The sequence below is a fragment of the Hymenobacter convexus genome, from assembly GCF_030580955.1.
In the GTDB taxonomy this organism is placed as follows: domain Bacteria; phylum Bacteroidota; class Bacteroidia; order Cytophagales; family Hymenobacteraceae; genus Hymenobacter.
The window spans coordinates 209,200-227,115 of sequence record NZ_JAUQON010000002.1; the positions used below are offsets into that span (position 1 = coordinate 209,200).

11 protein-coding genes are annotated in these 17,916 nt (G+C 66.0%); 7 read left to right on the forward strand and 4 right to left on the reverse strand.

The window, feature by feature from the left end:
• Window positions 1-117 precede the first annotated feature (117 nt).
• The 5 genes from treF (at window position 118) to Q4S41_RS04385 (ending at window position 8,457) form a co-directional block, all read left to right on the forward strand.
• A complete protein-coding gene (gene treF, locus Q4S41_RS04365) occupies window positions 118-1,785 on the forward strand; it encodes an alpha,alpha-trehalase TreF (RefSeq protein ID WP_305029890.1) in 1,668 nt (555 codons plus the stop codon).
• Window positions 1,786-1,993: 208 nt separating this feature from the next.
• Window positions 1,994-2,548 (forward strand): RNA polymerase sigma factor, encoded by a 555-nt coding sequence (locus tag Q4S41_RS04370; protein ID WP_305029891.1) that lies wholly within the window; start codon window positions 1,994-1,996, stop codon window positions 2,546-2,548.
• Window positions 2,545-4,341 carry a hypothetical protein gene (locus Q4S41_RS04375; RefSeq protein WP_305029892.1) on the forward strand — a complete coding sequence of 599 codons (1,797 nt, stop codon included), beginning with the start codon at window positions 2,545-2,547 and terminating at the stop codon, window positions 4,339-4,341. Before Q4S41_RS04370 ends, Q4S41_RS04375 begins: the two co-directional genes overlap by 4 nt.
• A 132-nt stretch (window positions 4,342-4,473) precedes the next feature.
• Complete coding sequence (locus Q4S41_RS04380; RefSeq protein ID WP_305029893.1) at window positions 4,474-7,344, forward strand: DUF7619 domain-containing protein; 2,871 nt, start codon at window positions 4,474-4,476, stop codon at window positions 7,342-7,344.
• A 285-nt stretch (window positions 7,345-7,629) separates the two neighbouring features.
• Window positions 7,630-8,457, forward strand: a complete 828-nt coding sequence (locus tag Q4S41_RS04385; RefSeq protein WP_305029894.1) for a porin family protein — start codon at window positions 7,630-7,632, stop codon at window positions 8,455-8,457.
• Between the two features lie 162 nt (window positions 8,458-8,619).
• On the opposite strand, the gene Q4S41_RS04390 is transcribed toward Q4S41_RS04385, so the two are convergent.
• From Q4S41_RS04390 to Q4S41_RS04400, 3 genes are all read right to left on the reverse strand, one after another.
• A complete protein-coding gene (locus Q4S41_RS04390; RefSeq protein WP_305029895.1) occupies window positions 8,620-9,321 on the reverse strand; it encodes a PKD domain-containing protein in 702 nt (233 codons plus the stop codon).
• 169 nt (window positions 9,322-9,490) lie between these two features.
• Window positions 9,491-12,271 (reverse strand): T9SS type B sorting domain-containing protein, encoded by a 2,781-nt coding sequence (locus Q4S41_RS04395; RefSeq protein ID WP_305029896.1) that lies wholly within the window; start codon window positions 12,269-12,271, stop codon window positions 9,491-9,493.
• Between the two features lie 178 nt (window positions 12,272-12,449).
• Entirely contained in the window at window positions 12,450-14,441 is a 1,992-nt protein-coding gene (locus tag Q4S41_RS04400; RefSeq protein WP_305029897.1) for a vWA domain-containing protein, read from the reverse strand.
• Window positions 14,442-14,705: 264 nt separating this feature from the next.
• On the opposite strand from Q4S41_RS04400, the gene Q4S41_RS04405 reads away from it, so the two are divergent.
• Both Q4S41_RS04405 and Q4S41_RS04410 read left to right on the forward strand, forming a co-directional pair.
• Window positions 14,706-15,395: an RNA polymerase sigma factor gene (locus tag Q4S41_RS04405; RefSeq protein ID WP_305029898.1), complete on the forward strand. Its 690-nt coding sequence runs from the start codon at window positions 14,706-14,708 to the stop codon at window positions 15,393-15,395.
• Window positions 15,382-16,581, forward strand: coding sequence for a TonB family protein (locus Q4S41_RS04410; RefSeq protein ID WP_305029899.1), 1,200 nt, complete (start codon window positions 15,382-15,384; stop codon window positions 16,579-16,581). The genes Q4S41_RS04405 and Q4S41_RS04410 overlap by 14 nt, the downstream gene beginning before the upstream one ends.
• A 60-nt stretch (window positions 16,582-16,641) precedes the next feature.
• Here Q4S41_RS04410 and Q4S41_RS04415 read toward each other — a convergent pair whose 3' ends face one another.
• Window positions 16,642-17,721, reverse strand: a complete 1,080-nt coding sequence (locus Q4S41_RS04415; protein ID WP_305029900.1) for a proline iminopeptidase-family hydrolase — start codon at window positions 17,719-17,721, stop codon at window positions 16,642-16,644.
• Window positions 17,722-17,916 lie beyond the last annotated feature (195 nt).

Genomic DNA, 17,916 nt, shown 5'->3' on the forward strand with positions numbered 1-17,916 from the left:
TAGTTTAAAAACTATTTCATTAGTTATGCCGGAAACGAGAGCAAAATAGGGCAAGGCCCGTAAGCATTTTGAAAGCGTATTGCTGCCCGGGGCGGGCGGCAGTCAACCCTTACTGCTATGCCACGATTTTTCCTTTGCGGACTCCTGGGGCTCCTGAGCGCCGTATCTGGCCGGGCCCAAACCGAAACGGCGGCCCCTAAAGCGGCCCCTGCGGCTTCAGCGCCAAGCACGCTCGCCCCAACGCCTACTGCCCCGACGCCGGCCCGGCCGGCCTCGCCCCGGCAGCTGTTTCCGGGGCTGTTTGAGGCCGTGCAGCTGGGGCGCTTTTTTGCTGATAATAAGACCTTTGTAGACGCCGCGCCCCGGCAGCGTCCGGCCACCATTCTGGCGACATGGCGCCGCGAGAAAAGTCGTCCCGGCTTCCAGTTGAAGGCTTTCGTAACGGCGCATTTCGACCTGCCGGCTGACGACAGTGTGCCTTTCCAGACCGACCTGAAAGCCGGCCTGCGCCACCACCTCGACACGTTGTGGGCGGTGCTGGCCCGGCCCGCCGCGCCGGCCGTGGACCCGGCCGATTCGCTCGCCGCGTTTCGGTCGCTGCTGCCGCTGCCCCGGGCGTACCTGGTGCCGGGCGGGCGGTTTCGGGAGGTGTATTACTGGGATTCGTATTTCACGATGCTGGGGCTGGCCGAGGCCGGCAAGGGGCAATTGCTGAAAGACATCACCGACAATTTTGCCTTCCTCATCGGCCGCTACGGCTTCATCCCGAATGGCAACCGCAGCTATTACCTCACCCGCTCGCAGCCGCCGTTTTTTGCTCGCATGGTGCAGCTGCTGGCCCAGGAGCGCGGCAACGGCGAGCTGCTGCGCTACCGCCCGGCCCTGGAAGCCGAGTACCGCTACTGGATGCAGGGCGCCGAAACCCTGAAGCCCGGCACCGCCGCCCGCCGCGCGGTGCGCCTGCCCTCCGGCGCCGTCCTCAACCGCTACTGGGACGACAGCGCCCAGCCGCGCGAAGAATCCTACGCCGAGGACGTGGCCGCCGCCAAGCGGAGCAAGCAGCCGCCCGCGCAGTTCTACCGCCACGTGCGGGCTGCCGCGGCGTCGGGCTGGGACTTCAGCAGCCGCTGGTTTGGGGCCGGGGGCGGGCTGGGCAGCATCCAAACCACCGATTTGGTGCCCGTTGACCTGAATTGTTTGCTTTATAACCTCGAAACGACGCTGGCCGAAGCCGCCCGCGTGGCCGGCCAGGCGGCGCAGGCCCGCGCCTACACCGCCAAGGCCGCCCAGCGCAAAGCCGCCCTGCTGGCCCTGAGCTGGGACGCCAAAGCCGGCTGGTTTCAGGACTATAACTGGCGGCGGCGCCAACGCTCCGGGGTGCGTACGCTGGCGGGGGTTTTTCCGCTGGCGTTTGGGCTGGCCACGGCGCCGCAGGCCAGCCGGGTGGCGGCAGGACTGAAGGCTAATTTCCTGAAGCCGGGCGGGTTGGTGACCACCCTCAACCAAACCAGGCAGCAGTGGGACGCCCCCAACGGCTGGGCCCCGCTGCAATATCTGGCCATTGAGGGCCTAAAGCGCTACCAGCAGCCCGCCCTGGCCGACACCGTGGCCCACCGCTGGGTGCGGCTGAACAGCCGCGTATTTGCCCAAACCGGCAAGCTGCTGGAGAAGTACGATGTGGTGAACATCAATCGGCCCGCCGGTGGCGGCGAGTACCCGCTGCAGGACGGTTTCGGGTGGACCAACGGGGTGCTGCTGCGGCTGCTGAACCGGGAGCGGCGGTAAAGATTTCACCTGTCATCCTGAGCGCAGCGAAGGACCTTATCACGTCTGAGTCTGACCTATTCAGTGGTGACAAGGTCCTTCGCTGCGCTCAGGATGACAGATGGGTTGTGCTGGCCCGAAAATATTTCCGTCCGCCCCGGCAGCCTTTTCGGGAAGTAACTTGTCTGCCGGGCAGCACCCGGCCGGGCTGCGCTGCTTTCCCGATGTAATGCCCCTTTCTACGGAGCTGGACGACCTGCTTGCCCGCTGCGGCCGCCACGAGCCGGCGGCCCAGCGCGCCCTGTATGCCCGCTACGCCGGCCGCATGCTGGGCGTGGCGCGGCGCTACGTGCGCTCGGTGGCCGAGGCCGAGGACATTCTGCAGGATGCCTTCGTGAAGGTGTTTACGCGCTTGCAGGACTTCCGGGGTGAGGGGTCTTTCGAGGGTTGGGTGCGGCGCATTGTGGTCACAACGGCCCTCAACCACTGGCAGAGCGGGCAGCATCGCCGCCAGCAACTGCTGCTTGACGACGCGCCGGAGCCCTTCGCGACTGACGCCGATGCCTTCGACCGCCTGGGCGTGGCCGAGGTGCTGGCCCTGATGGAAAAGCTGCCCGACGGCTGCCGCCTCGTCCTCAACCTCTACGCCGTGGACGGCTACACCCACGGCGAAATCGCGGAGCTGCTGGGCATTCAGGAGAGCACCTCCAAGGCCCAGCTCAGCAAGGCCCGCAAACACCTTACCCGCCTGCACCAGCAGCAGTCCAGCTACTTGAACTTATGATGCCCGAACCGGAAGAAAACCGCCTCGACCAGTCGCTGCGCGACAAATTCGATGATTTCAGCCTGGAGCCCTCGGCCCCGGTGTGGGCTGGCATTGAGCAACGTATAGGCGCGCCCGGCCCCGCGCCAGGCGGGCGGCGTCGGCCGCTGCCCTTGCCCCTGCTGGTGGCGCTGGTAGCCCTGCTGAGCGGGCTGGCCGGCTGGCTGCTGCCGCACAGTGCGGCGCCAGTGCAGCCGGCTGCTGCCTTGAAGACGGCCGCTTTAGCCGGCCCGTCCGCTGCTCCGGTGGCCACGCAGCGGGCGCTACGCAGCGAACGAGCCAATGCCCCGGCCGGTATTGCCAGCCGCCGTGGTTCGGCGCAACCGGCTCCGACCGTGGCGCACCTGCCTGGCACCTTGCCTCTAGCTGCGGGAGCAAGCTCCGGTTCAGCCTTGCGTCAGGCCCGCTCGGCTTCTTTACAATCCGGACAATCCGGCCCGGCACACGAAACACACTGTGCCGGCCTTCCCGTTGCCGTGACCGGAGCAATAACGGATAAGCAAAAACCCGTTGTTACACCGGCTGTTGCGCCCCGCGATTCTGCCGCCACCCGTGAAACAGCTGCCGCACCGGCCGTCGCCATTGCCCAAACCACCGTCGCCACCGATGCTACGCCAACCACGCTCCAGTCGCTGGCCGACCTGGAACGGCAGGTGTTGGTGCAACTACCCAGCCTAGCCACCTTGCAACCGGGCACGCCCCCAGTGGGTAGCCAGCCGGCCCTGCTGGCGAGCCTACGCGCCGAGCGGGCCGAACTGAAGCGCCTGCAGCGCCGCACCGACAGCACCTTGCTGGCCCTCGGCGACTTGCCCGGCGCACCCGTGGTAGCGGCTACCCCAGTTGCAGCTCCGGCCGATACGGCCCACGCGCACCCGCTAAAGCACCGCTGGAGCCTGCTGCTGGCCGGCGCGCCCGAGCAGAATACGCTCACCCTGCAAGGGCCCGAGGGCGATAGCCTCACGACCCTGCGCCGCAACCACGAAACCGGCCGCGCCGGCTTCAATGCCGCGCTGCTGGCCGAATACCGCCTCACGCCGCGCCTGAGCGTGGGCGCTGGCGTGGGCTACAGCACCTACGGCGCCGACCTGCGCATCACCAACAAAACCACCGACGTGAGCGTGACCTACAACACCACGACCACCACCACCGCCACCGCCTACACCAGCACCAACCAGACGTATTCGGTCCGCATCATTCAGGTGCCGCAGCCTTCGCCGATATTCAACGCCAGTGGGCAGGTGGTTGGCTACACCACCGTGTACGTGCCCCGGCAGGATACGGTGTACTCGACCACCGTGCAGCACGACACGGTGCGGACGACCAGCCACGTCACCACGCCGACTATCAGCAAGAAAGAAACGCTGACCACGAAGCTGCTCCAGCCCAACTACCGCTTCTTTACGGTGCCGGTGCTGCTGCGCTACCGCCTGGCCGCGCCCGGCACCAGCCGCCTGTGGACCGACGTGGCCGTGGGCGCCCAGCTGCAGTTTTTCCTGGGCGGCACCCAGGTGACGACGGCCGACGGCGAGAACTTCCGCACCGAAAAAATAACCGCCGGCAACGGCCCCTTCCGCACCCTCAACGTGGGCCTCACGGGCTCGCTGGCCCTGAACTACGCCCTCACCAACCGATTGAGCCTGAGCGTGGCGCCCAGCCTGCGCTGGCAGGCCCTGTCGCTCTACAAGCCCGAAACGGGGCTGCGGCAGCAGCCCACGGCCACGGGCTTGCAGTTCGGGGTGCGGTTTGAGCTGTAGCTAATTATTTGAATAGAGCGGCAGCCTTTTCCCGGGGCGGCTGGTCTGCCTTTCTGAAACGCGGTGCCGTGCTCCGGCCGGGGAGGTGCCGGCGCTACCATCATTCTCCCTTTTTTCTCCTGCTTTATGAAAATGTACCGGTTACTTTTCCTGGTGGGCCTGCTGGCCCTGGGCGCGCTGCAACGCAGCTATGCGCAGTACGCCACCTGGTCGCGGCCGCTGGCGCCGGGCACCCTCACCTCCCGTTCCGTCACCGACGCGGCCGGCAACACCTACGTGGCCGGTTCCTACCAAGGCGTTGTTACGATGGGCGCCACTACCCTACCCCTGCCCGTCGGCGCCGGCAACGGTACCGACCTTTACCTGGCCAAGATAAATCCGCAAGGCTTGGTGCAATGGGCCATTGCCGGCGCCAGCGGCAAGCCTGACGAAATAATAGGGCTGGCCCTAGCGCCCAATGGCAACGTGCACGTGGCCCTGCGTGCCGGCATCGACTCGGTGGGCCAGACCACGGGCACCAACTACCCCTTCACCCTGGGCAGCCAGACCCTGCCCACGGGCGGCTTTATGCTGGCCACGCTGAGCCCTTCGGGCACGGTGAATTCGCTTTCAATGCTACACCAGGGCAACACGTCTGCCACCATTACGAGCATGGCCGTGGATGCGGCCAACAACACCCTGCTGAGCGTGGCCAGCACTGCCACGTACGTCTTTGCCAACTACACTTTTCCGTTTGCCGGCACGAGCTTTTATGCCTACAGCTCGGCCATTTTCCGGGTGAATACCGCCGGCGCCGTCGCCCTGGTGCGCGCCCTAGTGCCCACCACGGCGACGACGCAGACCAGCTATTACCTCCGCGTGGAAGACCTCGCGGCGGATGCCACTGGCGACATCTACTGCGTGGGCTCGTTGCAGGGCGCGGCGGCGCTGGGTGGCACGCCCGGCGTAACGCTGAGCTCGCCCGGCGGCATGGCCGCCTTCGCGCTGAAGCTTTCGGCGGCCGGCGTGCCGCAGTGGGGCGTGGCCAACACCCTTACCAGCGGCACCACCGGCGGCAATGCGGCGGCTCTGGCCCTGGCCCTGGCATCTTCCGGCGAAGTGTATGTGGCTGGCAACGCCGGCTCGGCCAACATCGCGTTTGGCGGCACGGCGTTGGGTACCAGTGGTGGCTTTGTGGTCAAAATTTCGGCAGCCGGCGCACCGCAGTGGGTACGGGCCGCCCTGACCAACAGCTACGATGACACCAAGGCCGCCGTCCACCTGGCCCTCGACGCGGCCGGCAACGTGTACAAAAGCGGCCTTTTCACCCGGCCCACCGCGACGTTTGGCAACAACGCCACCATTACGTACCCGGTTGTGGCCCCGCCAAGCTACGCCCCAAATACGTTTTACGTGGTGAGCTACGACGCCGCCGGCACCACGCGCTGGGCCCGCACCATTGACGGCATGCTGCGCGCCACGCCGGCTGACTCTGCTTTCACTAACCACTTCGCCAGCGGCCTGGGCGCCGATGCCAGCGGCAATGTGTACCTGCTCAACTACAAAACGCCGGGCTTTGGCCGCACCCAACGCGCGCAGCCCTTCATCAACAGCCAACCCCTTGCCGACGGCAACACCCTGGTACGGCTGAGCCAGGCCAGCCGCCTCAGCGGCACGCTCTACATCGACCAGAACAACAACGGCCAGCGCGACACGGGCGAAATTCCTTTTCCCTACGCCCAAGTCATCAGCGACCTGACGCAGACCACCACCTTCTCCAGCACGCCCGGCACGGGCCAGTACGGCTTCTACGGCCTGCCGGGCGCGACGTACGCCGTCACGGTGCCGTCGCCCCATCCCTACTATACGCTGAATACACCCACGCTGCGCACGGGCACCTTCCCGGCGCTGGGCCAGGCCGTGACGGGGCAGGACTTCGGGCTGGTGCCGAACGATAACCAGACCGATGTGCGCGTGACGCTCACGCCCTACGGCGCGGCGCGGCCGGGCTTCACCACCCGCTACCGCCTCACCCTCGAAAACATTGGCACCACCGTGGCCAGCGGCACGGCCAGCGCCACCCTCGACAGCCGCGCGACCTACGTGGCCAGCGCCCCCGCCGGCACCCGCAGCGGCCAGGTGGTGACGTGGACCTACGCCAACCTCGCCCCGTTTGCCCACCTCGACTACGACGTGACCTTTAGCCTGGCCACCAATACCACGCTCGGCACGGTGCTCAGCTCCACGGCCGCCGCCCCGCTCACCGGCGACGTGGACGCGAGCAACAACACCGCTACCGCCCCCCAAACGGTGACGGGCTCCTATGACCCCAACGAAATCACCGTGAACTATGACCGGCTGTCGCCGGCCCAGGTAGCGGCCGGGCTGCCGCTCGACTACATCGTCCGTTTCCAGAACATGGGCACCGATACGGCCTTCACCGTCGTCATCACGGATACGCTCAACACCCAACGGCTCAACCTGGGCACGATGGAGCTGATTGCGCAGTCGCACAACTGCGTATGGAGCCTGACCGGCAACGGCCTGCTCACGGTGCGTTTCGGCAACATCAAGCTGCCGTATCGCAACATCGACGTGATTCGCTCGCAGGGCTTCGTGCGGTTCCGGGTGCGGCCGCGTCCCACGCTGGCCGTGGGCGACATCGTGCCCAACAAAGCCGACATTTTCTTCGATTACAACGCCCCCGTGCGCACCAACACGGCCACCACCACCGTGATGCTGGCCTCGGCCGCCCTGGCCAGCCACACCGCCGCCGCCTGGAACGCCTACCCCAACCCCGCCACCGACGCCGTGACCGTTGCGGCCGACCTCCAGGCCGCGGGCCCCGTGCGGCTCGACCTGCTCGATGTCCTGGGCCGCACCGTGCGCCGGGAAAATTTCACGGCTCCGGCCGGCCCGCTGCGCCAAACGCTGGATTTGCGTGGCCTTGCGCCCGGCTTCTACGTACTACGCCTAACGCCGCCCACTGGCCCGGCCAGCAGCCAGCAGCTGGTGCGCGAGTAGCTGTCTACCCCAGTTTTTTTAACGGCTACAAAGCCGGGCCGCTAGTGGAGCGGCCCGGCTTTTTGCCTTTTGGAGCCGGAGGCATTGGTCGAGAAGGGCGGGCAGCTGGTCCGCAAAGTGCGGGGCTTGGTCGGTGCGAGTTCTGGGAACGGCTTGCTGGCAGGGAAGCCGGGGCGCGGTTTGGCACGGTTTTGTGATGTATCCTGTCATCGGCCACCACGTCGGGCCCGTTGCCCGGCCACCGGTAAGCGCCGGTTTCTTTCACTTCCCAAACCACTTCTGGTTATGAAATTTTCACGCCTTTCGGGCGGCCTGGCCGCGGCTTGCCTTTTGATTTCCGCTCTCGCCGGCTCGGCCTCGGCCCAGGGTGCCCGCGACGCCTACGGCAACCCCAAAGCGGCGCCTTCGCCCCGGCCCATGGGCAGCAGCACCAGCCGCCGCGCCCCCAGCTACAGCAAGCCCTCGTATTCAAGCTCCAGCACAAGCAGCTCCGGCACCAACTCTGGCGTGCGCTTCGGCTTCCGGGGCGGCCTGAATGTGGCCGACCTGCAGGGCGATGCCGTGCAGAGCTTCACCTCCCTGGCCGGCTACGCTCCTGATGGCGCCATTGGCAAGTCGATGCGCCCCGGCTTCTACGCCGGTGTGTATGCCACGCTGCCGCTGGGCCCCGGCTTCGCCATCGAGCCGGGCATCACCTACGCTGAAAAAGGCGCGGTGCTCACCGGCACGCTGCCCTTCCCGGCCCTCGATTTCCTGAACGCGAAAGTGACCGGCACGGCCCGCCTGGCTTATGTGGATGTGCCGGTGCTGGCCAAGGTGTTCGTCACGCCCGGCTTCTACCTCTACGCCGGCCCGCAGGCTTCATTCCTGGTGAGCGGCAAGGCCCGCGTCGATGCCAGCGTGCTCGGCTTCTCGGCCTACAAGCAGGATTTCGATGTATCGAACCAGCTGCGCAAAGTTGATTTCGCCGCCGTGGCCGGCCTCGGCTACCAGTTCGATAACGGCTTCGGCATCAGCGCCGGCTACGATTACGGCCTCACCTCGCTCGACGCCGGCAACCGCTTCCAGGCCTACAACCGCGTGGCCAAAGTCGGCCTGAACTACTCCTTCTAATTCGAACGCGGACTAGCCGCCATTTTATTCCACGTATCCCTTCCGGTTTATTGCTCGGGTAAGCATCCGAAATATGTTATACAAAAGGCCCCGCTGATAGCTCAGCGGGGCCTTTCTGGTGCAGTAGCATTAAGCAGGCCTCAAATGCCCGGATGATGTGCTTTACCGAATTTTTCCTCCATAAAACGAAAGATACTCTTTAGGGCCGGGGCCATTGCTGGGGAAATTGTTAATGGAGAAACTGACACTATCGCCACTTTGCAAGAAAGACGCCCCGGTGTACGCGGCCCCGATGCCTTGCACATAGGTATAAGAGGGGCTGGCAACACCCGCCGAAGCCCAGGTGCTGCTTCCCATTGGCGTCCAGCTTCTGCCATAAAATGACACACCGCCCCTTGACACCGGTGTGAGCGTGAGCGTGGTATCGCGTAGCCGCGTGTAGACAATAGGGGAGTTGGTGTAGGTATTATAATTAACCCGATATACCCGGTTAAATCGGTAGCTGCCCGCCAGCCGCTGGCTAATGATGACGGCGGTATCGGCCTGGCTGAGCGTCAGGGTCTGGCTGCTGGTGGCGGTGCCCGCCGCGCCCGTGGCCCGGAGCACCACAGTGTAGGTGCCCGCCCGCCGAAACGTATGGCTCGGATTGGGTTGGGTGGCCGTCGTCGCATCGCCAAAATCCCAGGCGTAGGAAGCAGCGCCGGGGGCCGTGCTACTGAACACGATGGGGGTGAAATTCTGGGCCGCTCCGCTGTAGGTGAACGACGCAACCGGCGGTTGTTGCGGGTCGTCGTCCTTGGCTTGGCAGTTGGTCAGCAGTGCCGTCAGCCCGATGCCGGCCGCCAGTAGGGTATTTGTTTTCATGAGAGCGTAGTGAAAGAGAGGATGAGCTTGTATCAAATATAGAAAGCTCTCTTTCAATTTGAAAGAGCTCCGCAGACAATATACAAAGCCGGTCCGTCGTGGCCAGCCTGGCGCCCCACTAATGGCATAGCACGGCCTTTCCGGCGTTGCCCGCCGGCAGCACGCGGCCCTAGCGGACGACTTCCACCCAGCCTTTGTAGGTGGCGTTGTCGGTGGTGTGGCGCAGCAGGTAGTAGTAGGTGCCGGCGGCGGCATCGGGGCCCCAGTCCTGCTGGTAGGCATTGGTGTGGTACACCTGCCGGCCCCAGCGGTTATAGAGCGTCAGGGCCCAGTCGCCCCGGGGCAGGTTTTGCAGGGCAAACCGGTCGTTTTGCCGGTCACCGTTGGGCGTGATGACGTTGGGAATGAGCAGGCAGCTGGTGTAGGCCACCCGCCGGCGCAGGGTGAGGCTGTCGCAGGGCGTGCGGATTTGCAGCGAATAAGTGCCCGGCTCGCGCACCGTCAGGGTGGGGCCGCGGCTGCCATCGGCCCAGCGCAGCGTCACCCCGGGCCCTGTTACCAATGGCGCGCGCAGCAGCAGCGGCTGCTCCAGGCACAGCGTCGTATCGGCCCCGAGCGTGGCGGCCGCCGGGATGGTGGGCGCGGCCCGCACGCGGAGCGAATCGCGGCTGGTGCAGCCGCCGGGGTAGGTGAGCACCACCCCGTAGGTGCCCGGCTGCGCCACGGTGATGGTGGGCGTGGTGGCCCCGGTGTTCCAGCGGTAGGTGGAGGCGTCGGGGTTGAGGGCCGTCAGGGTGAGGGCCGCGCCGGGGCAGAGCAGCGTGTCACCGCTCACCGACGCCACTTTGGCCACGGGCGGCCCCACAGTGTGCGTGGCGCTGAGCTGGCAGCCGTCGGCAAAGGTGGCCGTGACCCGAAACGTGCCCGCCTGCCCCACCAGTAGCGTGGGCGTGGTGGCGCCGGTGTCCCAACGGTAGGCCGCCACGGCCGCGCCGGTGCCCGCGGCCGTGAGCGTGGTGCTCTGGCCCGGGCACAGCTGCACCCGCCCGCTGATGCGTAGCGCATTGGCCACCACCACGGCCTGCGCGGTGGCCGTGCAAGCCGAGGCAAAGGTGGCCGTGACGGAGTAGGTGCCCGGCTGCGTCACGCTGATGCCGGGCGTGGTGGCGCCCGTGCTCCAGCGCCAGCCCACGGCGCCGGGCGCCACCGCCAGCAGCTGGCGCGGCGTGCCGGGGCAGAGGAAACCCGCCGCGCCCGTGATGGCCACCGTGGGGGCGGCGATGCTCCGCACCCGGTACGTTTCGGACAGGGTGTAGCCGCCGGGAAAAGTGGCCGTCGCGGTGTAAGTGCCCGGCTGCACTACGGTGATGGTGGGCGTGGTGGCCCCGGTGCTCCAGCGCCAGCTGATGCCCGTGCCCAGGGTGCTGGCCGTGAGCTGGGCCGTGCTGCCGATGCACAGCACCGAGTCGCCGCTGATGCGCAGGCGGTTGGGCTGCATGCGGGCCAGGTAGGTGGAGCCCAAAAACACCACCTCGCCCGGCACGACGAGCGGGCCGAAGTTGGCGGCCGGGCTGAAATGCTCGCCCACGATGTAAGGGGTAGCAAAGGGCCCGAGGGCGAATCCGGTGTTGGCATCGGACTGCGGGCCGCCAGCCGGCACGGCCCACAGCCAGCGTCCGGCGGCATCGAGCTTGGCCACGTACACGTCTTCGGAAAGCAAACTCACATTCTGCGATACCAGGGCGGTAGCACCAAACTGGGCCGGCCCCCGAAAGGTGCCGGCGATGTAGATGCCGCCCCGGTCGTCGACGGCAATGCCGGAGCAATACGTGCCGTAGGGGCCGCCGGCTGTGCTGGCCCATTGCCAGGTGCCGGCGGCATCGAGCTTGGCCACGAAGACATCGTTGAGCGAAACCGTGGTGCCGGGGTTGACGACCGTGAACGCGCCGAAGGTGAGCGTGCCCAGGTAGCTGCCCGTGAGGTAGCACGCACCGGCCGCATCTACCGCCAGGTGGCCCCAGAAGTAGCCGCTGGTGAGGCTGCTGCTCACGCCCGGCGCCACGGCCGTGACCCGCTGAAACGTGCCGGTGCCCGCATCGAGCCGGGCCACAAACGCCGACTGGGCCAGCCCGAACGGGCCCACCTGCCCGGCATTGCCCCACACTTGCCCCGTGAGGTAGGCGTGGCCGGCCGCATCCAGCGCCACATCGGTGGCTGCGTCGAAAGCCGTGCTGCCGCCCCGCACCGCCCAGCGCCAGGTGCCGTTGGCATCGAGGCGGGCGGCAAAGAAGTCCCGGTCGCCGGCGCTGGCCAGGGCCGTGCCGCCAAACAGCGCCGTGCCGGTAAACGAGCCGCTGAGGTAGGCGTTGTTGCTGGCATCGAGCACCAGGCCCGTCAGGGTTTCATCGCCCGCCCCACCCGCGCGCACCGCCGACAGCCAGTTGCCATTCGCATCGAGCCGGGCCACAAACAGGTCGCTGCCGCCGGCATTGGTGAGCGTGGTGCTGCCCAGGGTGAGGGTGGGGCTGGTGAAGCTGGCGGCGAGGCACACGTTACCCCCGGCATCGATGGCCAGGGCCGTATCGTTGTTGCCGTAAGGGCCGCCGCCACTGCCAATGGCCGCGCCGATGGTTACAATCCAATTGGGTTTCCCCGTCGCATCCATTTTGGCCACGTACACGTCGCTGCCGCTCGTGGCCGTGAGGGTTCGGTTATCGAAGCGCACGGAGGTGGTGAAGCGGCCGCTGGTGTAGCTGTTGCCGGCCGCATCCACGGCCACATCGCCGGAGAAGGGGCGCTGGCCACTCGGTCCCGGCCCCAGCACGCGCACGGCCATGTCGAAGGTGGGCAGTGCCTGGGCCAAAGCGGTGTGGGGCAGCAGGCCCAAGCCGCTCAGCATGAGCAGCAAGCTGGCCAGCAAGCGCCAGCCAAGAGGGAAGAAATGGAGCAAGCCGGAAGGAATAAGCGTGGAAGGATGCATGGCAGCCCGCCGCGCTTACCACTGCCCAATAACGCCAAATTCGGGTTCGTATTTCACAGCAAACCACTTTCCCTGCACGACCAACCAAATCCGGCGCCAGCGGTCGGGCGGCGGGAGATGCCCGCTGCCCGACCGCTGGCGCCGGCCACTACCGCTTGCCCACGGCGCCGCTGCCGCTCAAGCCTTCGGCCAGGCGTATGAGGCGCACCAGCTCGGCGCGGTAGCCGTCGGCATCGGTGCCGCGGGCGTTGTTAGCCAGCTGCTCGGTGGCGGCCCAGGTGGCGGCGCCGCGTTGTTCGCTCTGGCGCAGCAGCATGCCGAACTGCGCCACGGCGGCGGCAAAGCGGAAGTCGGGCGTGGCCTTTTCGATGCCGGCCGGAGCGCCGGCCAGGGCTTGCGACAGCAGCTTGCTGGCCGTGCCCTGCGGCTCTTTGTAGCGCAGCTTCACGGTGAGGACTTCGGCGGTGGCGGGCGCCGGGGCTTTGGCGGGCTGCTGGTATTTCAGGGCATCGATGAGGGGCTGGGCGCTGCCGGTGGGCACTATTTCGTAGAGGGCCGTGACGGTGTGGCCAGCGCCCAACTCGCCGGCGTCCTTGCGGTCGTTGTTGAAGTCTTCGGCTTCGAGCAGGCGGTTTTCGTAGCCCACGAGGCGGTAGTTAGCTACGCGGGCGGGGTTGAACTCGATTTGCAGCTTCACGTCCTTGGCCACGGTGAAGAGCGTGCCGCCGAACTGCGCCACCAGCACCCGGCCGGCCTCGTCGAGGTTGTCGAGGTAGGCGTAGTTGCCGTTGCCTTTGTCGGCCAGGGTTTCCATGCGGCTGTCGCGCAGATTGCCGCGCCCGCAGCCCAGCACCGTCAGAAACACGCCGCTTTCGCGCTGCTCCACAATGAGCTGCTCCATCGCCGCATCGGAGCTTTCGCCCACGTTGAAATCGCCGTCGGTGGCCAGAATCACGCGGTTGTTGCCTTCCTTGTTAAAGCTCTGCCGGGCCGTGGAATAGGCCAGGCGCAGCCCCGCGCCGCCGGCCGTGGAGCCGCCCGCCTGCAGCCGGTCGATGGCATCGAGGATGACCTGCGGCTGCGAGCCGGGCGTGGGCGGCAGCACCAGGCCGGCCGCGCCGGCGTACACCACCAGGGCCACGTGGTCCTGGGGCCGCAGGTGCTTCACCAGCAGCTTCAGGCCGGCCTGCACCAGGGGCAGGCGGTCGGGACCGTACATCGAGCCCGAGACATCGACCAGAAACACGAGGTTGGCGGGCGGCAGCTTGGCGGTTTCAATTTTCTTGGCCTGGATGCCGATGCGGGCCAACTGGTGGGCGGGGTTCCAGGGGCAAGTGGCCAGCTCGGTACTGATGCGGACGGGGTCGGGCGAGGTGGCGGCCGGGGAGGGGTAGTCGTAGCGGAAGTAGTTCAGCATTTCCTCCACCCGCACGGCGTCGCGCGGGGGCAGCTGCCCTTCGTTGAGGAAGCGGCGCACGTTGGAGTAGCTGGCGTTGTCCACATCCAGTGAGAAGGTGCTGAGCGGGTCTTTTTTGGCTTCAAAAAACTTGTTTTCCTGCACGTGGGCGTAGGTGTCGCCGGCGCCGGCTTCGGCTTTGGCCGGGGTGATGGCAATGCCGGCCATGTTGCCGTAGAGCACCGGCGGTGCGTAGGCAGCATCGGCCGCACCTTGCGCGAGCTTCATTTTGCGCTTGGATGGCGCGGCAGCCGGCATCGCGACTTTCGCAGCTTTATTTTCGTAGCCGTAGGCCGTTACTGATACTTCATTCAACTGCTTGTTATCAACAAACAGCGCCACATTTACCACCCGCGCGCCATCGATGCGGCGCTCCTGCGTTTTGTAGCCAATGGTGCTGAATACCAGCGTGGCCCTGGCCGCATTGGGCACCCAGAGCGAGTAGCGACCGTCGTGGTCGGTGCTGGTGCCCTGCGTGGTTCCTTTAATGAGCACCGTGACGCCGGGGAGGCCCTTTTTCGACTGCGCATCCAGCACGATGCCCGTAAGGGTGCGGTGGCGGGTGGTATCGGCGGGCTCGGGCGCAGCGGCGGGGGCCGGGTTCTTTGCCTTCTTCTGGGCGAGGGCGGGGCTCAGCGGGGCCAGCAGGCTCAGGAGCAGCGGCAGCAGCAACAGGTTTCTCATGGCAGCAAGTGGGGTTTGGTGAAACGTGCTGACTTGATGCGGGCAGCGGGCAGATTGCACACGGCAGGCGAGGAGAAACCAAGAATAAAAAGCACGTCATGCTGAGCGCAGTCGAAGCATCTCTACCGCAGCAGTAATTCAAGCATACATATTGGATTAGTGGTGGCACGCGAGATGCTTCGACTGCGCTCAGCATGACGCACTGATGCCCATAACGTGCCAGCAGCGTCTAAATCCCCGCATTTGCCCTAACTTCCCCGTCCGATGTTCTTCCGCCGCTCCAAGCCATCCGCCGCTGCCGCGCCGCTCTCCGACCAGGAGCTGCTGGCCCGCTACCGCGCGCACGGCGACGTGGCCGACCTCGGCCTACTCTACGACCGGTACCTGCCCGAAGCCTTTGCCGTGTGCCGCCGCTACCTGGCTCCGCCCGACGAAGACGCCCAGGACGCCACCATGCAGCTCTTTGAGCACTTGGTGAAGGTGCTGCGCACCCACGCGCCCGACAACTTTCCGGCCTGGCTGCACACCACTGCCCGCAACCATTGCCTCATGCAGCTGCGCGCCCGCAAGCGCGCCGGCCCCAGCGCCGGGCCCCTTATTCTGACCCTGCCCGACGCCACCGATGTGGAATCCGCCGGCGCCCGGCATCTGCTCGACGAGGAAGCCGCCGCCGAAGACGCCGAGGACACCGAAATCCGCCTGCAAAGCATGGAGGCGGCCCTCGCCCAGCTGCCCCCGGCCCAGCGCCGCTGCCTCGAATTGTTTTACCTCGAAAAGAAAAGCTACCGCGAAATCACCCTCGAAACCGGCCTTGAGCTGAACCTGGTGCGCAGCCATTTGCAAAACGGCAAGCGCATGCTGCGCCGCCAGCTGGAACCGCCCGCTCCGGCCCGGCCCGCCGCCCAGCCCCCGCTTTCTGCCCCCAATAACAACCCGCTCCATGTCGCCCGCTGATTCGCCTTTTGCCCAGCTGCCCGCCCCCGGCCCGCACCCGCCCACGGCGGAGCTGCGCGACTACGCGGCCGGCCAGTTGGCGCCGGCCGACGAACACCGCATCGAGGCCCACACCCTCGACTGCGAACGGTGCGCTGAGCTGGTGGAAGGCTTCGCGATGAGCGACGGCGCCACCACCGACCGCGCCGTGGCCGAGCTGCGCACCCGCCTGCAAGCCCGCGTGGGCCAGGCCGAACCCGAGCCGGCCGCCGGCTGGGCCTGGCCGCGCATTGCCGCCGCCGCCGCGCTGCTGGCCGTGGTAGGCACCGGCATCTGGGGCTGGGAGCAGTACGAATCGGCCGACCCAACTACCCCCACCGCGCGGGTCGAGACGACTGCCGCGCCAGCCGTCAGCCCAGCCGCAATTGCTTCGAAACCAGTCACCTCCCCTGCCGCTTCAATTTCTTCAGCTACCGATTCGGTGCCCGTAGCGGCCGCGCCGCAAGCCAACAAACCCGCCTACGCCGCCGTGACATCAGCAGCAAGGCGCGCAGCCCCCAAGCTGCGCTTTGTGCCGCCAACCGCCGCGCAGGTTGCGGCCATGAAGCGGGCTGAAGATGCCAAAGCCGCAGCTGCGGCAACCGCGGACGCGCCGGAAACGGCCGCTACCGTGGCCGGCGTGGCCCAGGCCACTCAGGCGCCTCCTATTTCAGACGATAATTCTCGGGATGCCGAAGTAGCCAAAGCCGATGTGGCACCGGCCGCGAAAAGCGAAAGCGCCCCGCCAAGCCGCCCGGCCACCGATACCATGCTTTCTCTCAGCGAGGTAGCAGTAGCCGCGCCCGCGAAGAAGATGAAAGCCCTGGTGTCCAGCGCCGCGCCCGCTATGGTGCCCAACACGCCCATGCCAGCGGGTTTCGCCATCAGGCCGGTGCCGGTGGGCGGCACGCCGGCCTTCCGCGACTACCTGCGCCGCGAGGCCGCGCAGTTCGAGCCCGAAAAAGAGGCGCGTATCAGCGGCCTAGTGCACGTGCAGTTCACGGTGGGCGCCGACGGCCAGTTGAGCAACCTGAAAGTAACCCGCGGCATGCGCGCCGACTACGACGAAGAAGCCCTGCGTCTGGTGTGCGAAGGCCCTAAATGGCAGCCCGGCATTGCCGGCGGCCGCCGCGCCCCGCTCGTCATGGAGTTTACGATACCGTTTTAATGTAGCGCGGACTTTTAGTCCGCGAGTAAATCCAGATAACTCGCGGACTAAAAGTCCGCGCTACAGCTCGGCGCCCGGCTGCACGGTGCCGGCGTCGACCGATTTGAGGAAGGTGAGCAGGCCTTTGAAATAGGTTTGCTGGTCGTCGTACATGCTCATGTGGCTGCCCTGGGGGCAGATGAGGGAGTTGCCGCGCTGCACCTTGGTGGCAATCATGCGCATGTGGGCGGGGTCCATGGTGTCGTACTTGCCGCCGATGCTGAGCACGGGCACGCTGAGCTTGGGCAGGTCGGGCACGCGGTTCCAGTTGGTGAGCTTGCCCGAAATACCGAACTCGCTCGGCCCCTGCATAGTCACGTAGAGCGACTGGTTGATTTTGCTCATGGCGCGGGTCACGGGCTCTGGGTTGGGCACGATGCGGCACAGGTGCTCGGCGTAGAAGTTGGGTTCGAGCAGACCCATGTAGCGCGGGTTGCTGAAGTCTTTGCGGGCCTCAATCTGCCGGATTTCGGCCAGCACTTCGGGCTTCATCTGCTTGGCCAGCACTTCATCGGCATACTTGCCGTAGTCCGGGCAGCTCATCATCATGTTCGAAATGATGAGGCCTTTGAGGTTTTGCTGGTACTTGAAGGCGTACTCCGCCGCCAGAATGCCGCCCCAGCTGTGGCCCAGCAGGTAGAAATTGGTGTTGTCGAGCTTCAGGGCCTGGCGCACCTGCTCCACCTCTTCCACGTAGCGCGGCAGGCTCCACATGGCCGTGTCCTTCGGGTTGTCGGAGTTGCCGCAGCCCAGCTGGTCGTAGTAAATAAATTCGATGCCTTCCTTCGGCAGGAAATTCTCGAAGCACTCGAAATATTCGTGCGTAGCACCAGGCCCGCCATTGAGCAGCAATACTTTGATTTTGGGGTTGTTGCCGTACTGCTTGGTCCAGACGTTGAACTTGCCCTTGGGCGTGCTGATGGGAATGACGCGCACGTTTCCGTCCTGCACCCCGGTTTCGGGATTTTCGTAGTAGCTAGCCAGTGTACCCGAAGCAGCGGTAGCACCGGTTTCGGCAGTGCCATTGGGCTGGTTGCAGCTTGTTAGGTAAGCCGCGCCGAGTGCCAGCGCGGCCAGCCGGGAGAAGGTAAAAAGCTCCATTGGTGAAGAGTAAGGGTGGATTGGGTGTTTTGAAAAATATTCAAATTAGAACGGTCATGCTGAGCGCAGTCGAAGCATCTCTACTGCGCAAGTAATCCAATCGTCAGGGTTTGCTACTGCGGTAGAGATGCTTCGACAAGCTCAGCATGACGTGCCTTTAATTCAGCCTGACCATTCTTGGTTTTCAGACGAGGC